This is a genomic window from Pontibacterium sp. (genome assembly GCF_041587635.1).
Lineage (GTDB): Bacteria > Pseudomonadota > Gammaproteobacteria > Pseudomonadales > Balneatricaceae > Pontibacterium.
In genome coordinates, this window is the sequence record NZ_JBFGYC010000233.1 from 1 (window position 1) to 5,922 (window position 5,922).

Annotated in this window: 6 protein-coding genes and 2 pseudogenes; 2 read left to right on the forward strand and 6 right to left on the reverse strand. The window is 52.5% G+C overall.

Annotation, left to right across the window (positions count from 1 at the left end; genetic code table 11):
* The 6 genes and pseudogenes from ABYW01_RS12100 to ABYW01_RS12125 all read right to left on the reverse strand — a co-directional run.
* A pseudogene (locus ABYW01_RS12100) lies at nt 1-212 on the reverse strand (3-oxoadipyl-CoA thiolase); the annotation flags it as partial.
* A gap of 14 nt (nt 213-226) precedes the next feature.
* Complete coding sequence (gene paaI, locus ABYW01_RS12105; protein ID WP_372832986.1) at nt 227-679, reverse strand: hydroxyphenylacetyl-CoA thioesterase PaaI; 453 nt, start codon at nt 677-679, stop codon at nt 227-229.
* A gap of 1 nt (nt 680) precedes the next feature.
* Complete coding sequence (gene paaH, locus ABYW01_RS12110) at nt 681-2,186, reverse strand: 3-hydroxyacyl-CoA dehydrogenase PaaH (RefSeq protein ID WP_372832988.1); 1,506 nt, start codon at nt 2,184-2,186, stop codon at nt 681-683.
* A 25-nt stretch (nt 2,187-2,211) separates the two neighbouring features.
* Nucleotides 2,212-3,003 (reverse strand): 2-(1,2-epoxy-1,2-dihydrophenyl)acetyl-CoA isomerase PaaG, encoded by a 792-nt coding sequence (gene paaG / locus ABYW01_RS12115; protein ID WP_372832991.1) that lies wholly within the window; start codon nt 3,001-3,003, stop codon nt 2,212-2,214.
* 4 nt (nt 3,004-3,007) lie between these two features.
* Nucleotides 3,008-3,787: a 2,3-dehydroadipyl-CoA hydratase PaaF gene (gene paaF, locus ABYW01_RS12120; protein ID WP_372832993.1), complete on the reverse strand. Its 780-nt coding sequence runs from the start codon at nt 3,785-3,787 to the stop codon at nt 3,008-3,010.
* A 129-nt stretch (nt 3,788-3,916) separates the two neighbouring features.
* A complete protein-coding gene (locus ABYW01_RS12125; protein WP_372832995.1) occupies nt 3,917-4,681 on the reverse strand; it encodes a Phenylacetic acid catabolic protein in 765 nt (254 codons plus the stop codon).
* 360 nt (nt 4,682-5,041) lie between these two features.
* On the opposite strand from ABYW01_RS12125, the gene ABYW01_RS12130 reads away from it, so the two are divergent.
* Complete coding sequence (locus ABYW01_RS12130) at nt 5,042-5,488, forward strand: flavodoxin domain-containing protein (RefSeq protein ID WP_372832996.1); 447 nt, start codon at nt 5,042-5,044, stop codon at nt 5,486-5,488.
* A 182-nt stretch (nt 5,489-5,670) separates the two neighbouring features.
* Nucleotides 5,671-5,922: pseudogene (locus ABYW01_RS12135) on the forward strand (phenylacetic acid degradation protein PaaN); the annotation flags it as partial.

Below are 5,922 nucleotides of genomic sequence, written 5' to 3' on the forward strand. Positions count from 1 at the left end.
GACATACGCGCAACGTTACGGTTGTCTTCACCCGCCTGGTTGGCGTTGCCGTAGATCACATCGTCTACGGAAGACCAATCTACATTCGGGTTACGATCCATCAGTGCTTTCAGGGGCACGGCGCCCAGATCATCAGGACGTACCGGGGCTAAACCGCCGCCGTAACGACCAAAAGGGGTGCGGATCGCATCACAGATATACGCATCTTTCATCAGATTCACTCCTGTTACTCTGATTCCGATTCAGGCAGTACGCTGCCTTTAATCTGGTAGGACTTACCACGGAACAGGGCCAGCTCTTTGCCGTCCTGATTCGTGATGGTGATGTCATATACGCCAGTGCGGCCTGAACGCGTACGCTCAACGGCTTCGGCTGTTAACAGATCACCTTCAAAACCCGGTGCGGCGTATTCGATATTACAGCCGCTGGCAACCGTCACCTTGTTGTACGTGTTGCAAGAATGGGCAAAAGCCGTATCGGCCAGTGCGAAGATCATACCGCCGTGACACATATTGTGGCCATTCAGCATATCTTTTCGCACTGTCATTGTCAGGCGGGCATATCCCGGCTTGACTTCAATGATCTCCATTCCCAGAGCTTGTGCAGCGTTGTCACGTTCATGCATAGATGCGCTGCACGCTTCAGCCAATTGCTGATCGTTCATATCGACACTGCTCATATTACTGGCCCCCGGCAACCTTACGGCGCAGCAAAGGTGATGCGCGATAGCGATCTTCACCGTAGGCAGCAGCCAGATTGTCCAATGTGCTCAGGACATTAGCCAGACCGATGTTGCTCGCCCATGTAATTGGACCGCATGGGTAGTTCACACCACCTTGCATAGCGATATCGACGGCTTCTTCATTACACACCTGCTGGTTAACGGCGTCAAAGCCTTCGTTTGCCAGCATGCAAACGGTACGCATGACGGCCATGCCTGGAATGTCATCAATGATGCTGACATTCTTGCCAATTGCCTGAAACAGGCCGGTAGCCGCAGCAATGGCTGCTTCGCTTGCCTGATCTGCAGGTGCCAGCGCCATGCGTGTTGCTTTGCTGTAATCCAGTGCCAGATCAAACTGCACCAGATTCGGGTTGCTTTCTGCTTGTGCGCGCGCAGTAGAGAAGTGGCCGCTGGTCAGTTTCAGCGTCGCTTCGCCGACGATGATGGAGCCGTTGCCGTCGGTACGGTTCACAGAAATGCCGGCGTCTTCGATTAGCGCGACCAGTGGTTCTGCAACACCCAGGTTGCCTTCTACCGTTACCTGAGTCGGTTTCGCGGCTTCTTCCGCATTAGATGCAGTCGCTTTCACCGCACCTTCGCTGTAGTCGTAGAAGCCTTTACCCGATTTGCGACCATAGTGACCGGCATTAACCAGCTCCAGCTGCACCAGAGAAGGCAGGAAACGCTGATCCTGATAATACGCATCGAACACGGAGCAAGTGACCGCGTAGTTTACATCGTGGCCGATCAGGTCGGTCAGTTCGAAAGGCCCCATGCGGAAACCACCGCACTCTTTTAGCAGGGCGTCGATGGTGGCGATGTCCGCACCGCCTTCCTGAAATACACGGAAGCCTTCAGCGTAGAACGGGCGTGCAACTCGGTTAACAATGAAACCCGGAGTGGACTTAGCCTTAACCGGTTTCTTGCCCCATTTTGCAGACAGTGCGTAGATCTCGTCGGCGATTGCAGGGTCGGTATCCAGACCACTGATAACTTCCACCAGTTTCATGATCGGTGCTGGATTGAAGAAGTGCATACCGACCAGATTCTGCGGGCGCTTCAGCTTGCTGCCAATGGCGGTAACAGAGATCGAGGAGGTATTGGTGGCGATGATGACGTTTTCGCCGCAAATATCTTCCAGATCACCAAACACCTGTTGTTTGATGTCCAGGCGTTCAACGATCGCTTCGATGATCAGGCCGCAAGGGGCCAGATCCTGCAAAGAGGACGCAACCTGAATACGGCCGGTGAGGGCGTCAACGTCTTCCTGAGACATTTTGCCGCGTTCTACCAGACGCCCCAGGCCTTTTGCGATACCGTCCAGACCTTTCTGTCCAGCGCCTTCCATTGCATCAAATAGCATGACCGGGTGGCCTGCTTTAGCTGCAACTTGAGCAATACCTGCGCCCATGGTGCCAGCGCCGATAACGCCGATGACGGATTCATTTGTGAGATGGCTCATGGTGTTCTTATGCCTCGCTGAAAGCTTACTGGCCTTTAAAGTTGGGTTGACGTTTTTCCATGAAGGCGGCTACTCCTTCACGGTAATCGTCAGTGCGGCCTGCCAGTGTCTGCAGATCACGTTCCAGATCCAGCTGCGCGTCCATATCGTTGGTCGCGGATGCATTGATCGCACGTTTGATCAGCGCCAGACCTTTAGTTGGCTGAGTTGCCAGATGCTTAGCCAGTTTCATGGCTTCATCTTTCAGCGCTTCATCATCAACTGCTTTCCAGATCATGCCCCACTGTTCAGCCTGCTCAGCTTTCACTTTGTCGCCTAGCATTGCCAGGCCCATTGCGCGTGCGCGACCTACCAGATTTGGCAGGCTCCAGGTGCCGCCGCAATCCGGTACCAGACCAATTTTGCAGAATGCCTGAATGAAAGACGCGGATTTCGCGGCCAAAACGATATCGCATGCAAATGCGATGTTTGCACCCGCACCTGCGGCTACACCATTCACTGCGCAGATGACTGGCATCTCCAGACCCATCAGGGTGCGGATCAGCGGGCTGTAGTTTTTCTCGATTGATTCACCCAGATTAGGTGCTTCGGTGCCTGGCGCAACGTTACGGTCGCTCAGATCCTGGCCTGCGCAAAAACCACGGCCATTGCCGGTCAGAACCAGACAGCGGACTTCAGCACTCTTTTTGACAGTCTTCAGTGCATCGCGTACTTCGGCGTGCATGTCGGTGTTGAAGCTGTTCAGGCTCTGTGGGCGGTTGAGTGTCAGGACAGCAACACCATCGGTGATTTCAAATTCAATCGTTTCGTAAGCCATGTTGTTATTTTCCCGTGAAGTTGGGTTTACGTTTTTCCATGAAGGCAGCAATACCTTCATTGCGGTCTTCAGTGGCGGCCAGCATAGTGAACGCTTTGCGTTCCAGGTTCAGGCCACTGTCGAGCGTTGTTTCGTAGGATTTGAGAATTGCTTCTTTTGCCAGACGCACAGCAATAGGTGGTTTGGTCGCGATCTTCTCTGCCAGTTGGCGGGCGCGTTCCAGCGTGCGCTCAGGGATGACGACTTCGCTCACGAGGCCAAAATCACGACCTTGTTCAGCGGAGATAAACTCACCTGACAGCACCAGCTGCATCGCCATGGATTTGCCTACCGCGCGCACCAGACGTTGTGTGCCACCGGCGCCCGGAATGATGCCCAAGTTGATCTCTGGCTGACCGAACTGTGCGTTGTCGCCTGCAATGACGATGTCACAATGCATCATCAGTTCGCAGCCACCGCCCAGCGCAAAGCCGTTAACGGCTGCAACCATGGGTTTAGGAAACGCGTTAATTCTACGCCAGTAGGTCGGGCGAGGGTCGTTCATGACACCCACGGCATCCAGAGAAGCCATCTCTTTAATATCTGCGCCTGCAGCAAAGACTTTTTCGCCACCGGTCACCAGTACGGTTTTAACTTCGTCGTTGAGTGCTGCCGCATCCAGCGTATCCGCCATTTCTTGAAGCAGGTTAGTACGTAACGCGTTATAAGCTTCAGGGCGATTGAGGGTAATAGTCAGAACGCCTTTTTGAACGTCTGATACGATGATGTCCTGTAAATCTTGCATGAGTGTGCAAAAGCTCCAGATTGTGAACCGGTAGATGGAGTAAAGCCCCGGCTGTGCTGCGTTCGTGCAACAAAGTGAATGTGCAGTCGTCGCGCATAGCAGGGGCTTGCAGTTATGTTTGAAGGGCGTTTATGCCACTTCAGGAACATTCAGACCTAAACGGGTCAGAACGTCATTTACCAGACCTTCCCATTCATTCAGGCGCTGATCGTTAGTTTTGCTGATCAGGCCGTAAGCGCGGAAGCGGTCATTGTGTTGTGAGTCGGCACGACCAAAAGTCGCGGCAACTTTTGGATACCAGTATTCGACGGCGACTTGAGCGGCATCAGTGCCGTTGCGATCGATCAGATCTTGCAAGCCGCGCTCACCCAATTCGGCATGACGTGATTCGCCTTCAGCGATCTCACGCATGGCATCCGCCAAGGGAGCGTAAGAAGCGTTTCGCAACTCTTTCAGTTGAATAGCAGACGCGGCAGCCATCAACGCATTCATCACCAGTGCATCAGTCCAGCCCTGTAGTGGGTAGTGGAATACATTCAGACGTTTGTCGCCGCCAATCCGACGGTTGCCCAGATCCAAATAGCGACTCAGGCGTGCTTCCCAGGCATGAGAGGCAATATAAAGGCGGTTGTCGACGCCAAACTCCTTCAGCAGGGTCAGTACTTTCTCTGCATGGTCGAATTTGTCTGCAACAATTTGTGCCGCCACCTGGCGTTCACGCAAACCGGGACCTTCATTAATCTGTTCCGCGAAGCCAGCAGCGCCTGCCAGTTCAGAATCGACGAAGACAACCATCAAACGCATCAATTCGGCACGGTAACCGGAAGAGATCTCTTCACCCGCCTGAATCTTCTCGCCGTTAGCGATACGCTCGATCAGTTTTTTGTCATCCATTGCCATAGAAACCTCGCTCATTTAAAGGATAGGCCGCGTAACCATGTGCAGCACGCCTTAGTATTCTTGTCGCAAAGAGAATGCGCTTTGGGTACAGGTTAACCTAAAATCTAAAAGGGATACAAGAAATATACTGCTAATTTGCTTTTCGTATCACAAGGTTTGGTGTATCTTTCGTAGCATAAGATCGCGATTAGTGCAGATGCGTAAAATCGACTGCATACACCATAGCTCAAACACAATGAGTCTTGGCGAGTAGTGACGGTATCTATATATAGCAGGCACATATCGCTGAACGTTCAGCAATGCTAATCAACAACCCGGAACGCAGGAGCGTCGACAAGGGGTGAGAGAGGGGTTATGACAGATATTGCGATTCTGGTCGGTACTGAATCGGGCAATGCGCAGATGGTGGCTGATGCTCTTCAGGAAGTGATGGAAGAGACACATGATGTCACATTGCATGAAGAACCGGATTATGACGAATTGGACTTTTCCCATCGCGATGTTCTGATCATTAGCTGTTCGACCCATGGCGATGGAGAACTGCCAGACAATATCATTCCGTTGTGTGATGCGTTGAAGGAGCAGAAGCCGGATCTGTCTCACATTCGTTATGGCATCGTTGCGCTCGGTGACCAGACCTACCACCAGACCTTTTGTCAGGCAGGTAAGGATATTGATGCATTGCTGGCCAGTTTGGGTGCGGTACGCGTTGGCGAGCGTTTTGAGGTCGATGCATGCACTCAGCCTTTGCCTGACGAAGATGCCCGTGACTGGGTGCGAGAGTGGTCAGCGCAGCTGTAATCCCATTGGGTCTTATACATATTCGCGGTTGAAGCTAATGAATAGCTTTAGCGGCACATAAAACGCATAACATTTGTTCAGATAAACGAGTGTGTGCAGAACATTAGATATAAAGTAGCCATTCCATCATCAACACCGAAGCGTCATATCAACAGATATTGATGACGGTAGCGGGGAGCCCCATGAGCCAGAACCTGTTTGAGAAACACCAGGACACCCTGAAGGGTGCATTGAACGCCATTCACTCACGTGATTACTTCAGCCCTTACCCGGAAAACCCAAGTCCGCGTAAATACGGCGAGACTGCGAATAAAGACGGTGAGAACGCTTTCAAAGCGTACATCGGTCAGGCGTTTGAGCTGGATATGCCGGGTATCACCGGCACTGCGGGTAGTGAAAAATCCCCGTACGGTTTTGACCTGGACGTTCAGTAC